This window comes from Mesorhizobium sp. M2C.T.Ca.TU.002.02.1.1, from assembly GCF_003997225.1.
Map to the genome: position 1 here is coordinate 1 of NZ_RZTO01000928.1, position 2,213 is coordinate 2,213.

Sequence of the window (2,213 nt, forward strand, 5' to 3'; positions counted from 1 at the left end):
AGTGGCGATGAAGAAGCATCCGGAGCGGCTGGTGGTCGGCCATCCGTTCAACCCGGTCTATCTTTTGCCGCTGGTCGAGATCGTCGGCGGCGAGCAGACTTTCCCGGAGGCGATCGAGGTCGCCAAGGAGCTCTACGCCTCGATCGGCATGAAGCCGGTGGTGGTGCGCAAGGAGATCGAGGCCTTTGTCGGCGACCGCCTGCTCGAGGCCGCCTGGCGCGAGGCGCTGTGGCTGGTCAAGGACGGCATTTGCACCGTCGAGGAACTCGACGACATCATGCGCTACTCCTTCGGCCTGCGCTGGGCGCAGATGGGCATGTTCCAGGTCTACCGCGTCGCCGGCGGCGAGGCCGGCATGCGCCACTTCATGGCGCAGTTCGGGCCGTGCCTGAAATGGCCTTGGACCAAGCTGATGGACGTGCCGGAGTTCAACGACGAGCTGGTCGACCTGATCGCCACGCAGTCGGACGAACAGGCGCATGGCCTCTCGATCCGCGAGCTGGAGAAGATCCGCGACGACAATCTGGTCGCGATCATGGAAGCGCTGTCGAGGCAGAACAAGGGCAAGGGCTGGGGCGCCGGCGCGCTGCACAAGGATTATACCAGGCAGCTCGCCAAGCTGGCGGCGAAGAAGACCCCGGTCAAGCCCACTGCAAAGACCAAGGCGGCAAAGCCGGCGAAGAAGGCAGCCAAGCCGGCAAAGGCTGAAAAGCCGGCGAAGAAAGCCGGGAAGCCTGCAAAGGCCGACAAGGCGAAGAAGAGCAAGAAGAAAGGCTGATCCATGCATTTCGGTCTTTCGGAAGAACAGAAGCTCATCGTCGACACGACGCGCGCCTTCGTCGAGAACGAGCTTTATCCGCATGAGCGCGAGGTGGAGCGCACCGGCGTGCTGCGCCGCGAACTGATCGACGAATTGAAGGCCAAGGCGATCGAGGCCGGGCTTTATGCGGCCAACATGCCGGCCGATGTCGGCGGCGCCGGCCTCGATACGGTGAGCTGGCTGCTCTACGAGAAGGAGCTCGGCCGCGCCAACTACGCGCTGCACTGGACCTGCGTGGCGCGTCCGTCCAATATCCTGCTCGCCGGCACGCCGGAGCAGCGCGAGAAATACCTCTTCCCCTGCATCCGCGGCGAGAAGTGGGACTGCCTAGCGATGACCGAGCCGGGCGCCGGCTCCGACCTGCGCGGCATGAAGGCGACCGCCGTGCAGGACGGCTCGGACTGGGTGCTCAACGGCACCAAGCATTTTATCTCGCACGCCGATCTCGCGGACTTCGCCATCGTCTTCATGGCCTCAGGTGAGGAAGAGACGTCGCGCGGTAAACGCAAGAAGATCACCGCCTTCTTCGTCGACAAGGGCACCAAGGGTTTTTCGGTGCGCGACGGCTACCGCAACGTCTCGCATCGCGGCTACACCAACTCGATCCTCGAATTCGATGATTGCCGGCTGCCGGCGAGCCAGGTGCTCGGCGAGGTGCATAAGGGTTTCGACGTCGCCAATTCCTGGCTCGGCGCCACGCGTCTCCAGGTCGGCGCCACCTGCCTCGGCCGCGCCGAGCGCGCGCTGTCGCACGCCATCGAATATGCCGCGCAGCGCCAGCAGTTCGGCCAGCAGATCGGCAAGTTCCAGGGCGTCTCCTTCAAGCTCGCCGACATGGCGACGGAACTGAAGGCCGCCGACCTGATGGTGTTCGAAGCCGGCTGGAAATACGATCAGGGCACCGTCACCGACCAGGATATGGCGATGGCCAAGCTCAAGGCCACCGAGATGCTGGCCTTCGTCGCCGACGAAGCCATCCAGATCCATGGCGGCATGGGGCTGATGGACGACCTGCCGCTGGAGCGCATCTGGCGCGACGCCCGCGTCGAGCGCATCTGGGAAGGCACCTCGGAGATTCAGCGACATATTATTTCGCGGGCGCTGCTGCGTCCGTTCGGAGCTTAGAGCATGATGCGCCAAAGCCGGCATCCGGCTTTGGACGGGATCGCGCTCAAACGAAAAGATGACCATGCATAAACTCGAACGTCTCCTGCGCCCGAAATCGATCGCCGTGTTCGGCGGGGCGCAGGCCGCCGCCGTCGTGGCGCAATCGATCAAGATGGGCTTTGCCGGCGAAATCTGGCCGGTGCATCCGACCAAGGACGAGGTCGCCGGCCGCAAGGCCTACCGCTCCGTCGCCGAATTGCCGGGCGCGCCGGACGCCGCCTTTGTC

At 64.4% G+C, this 2,213-nt stretch carries 3 protein-coding genes; all 3 read left to right on the top strand.

From position 1 onward, the window contains the following. On the top strand, positions 1-778 hold a 778-nt coding region (locus EOD07_RS31550), incomplete at its 5' end, for a 3-hydroxyacyl-CoA dehydrogenase NAD-binding domain-containing protein (RefSeq protein ID WP_127238058.1). A gap of 3 nt (positions 779-781) precedes the next feature. Next, entirely contained in the window at positions 782-1,945 is a 1,164-nt protein-coding gene (locus tag EOD07_RS31555) for an acyl-CoA dehydrogenase (RefSeq protein ID WP_127238059.1), read from the top strand. 64 nt (positions 1,946-2,009) lie between these two features. Continuing rightward, positions 2,010-2,213 (top strand): CoA-binding protein (locus tag EOD07_RS31560; RefSeq protein WP_164772735.1); only part of this gene is annotated, 204 nt, incomplete at its 3' end.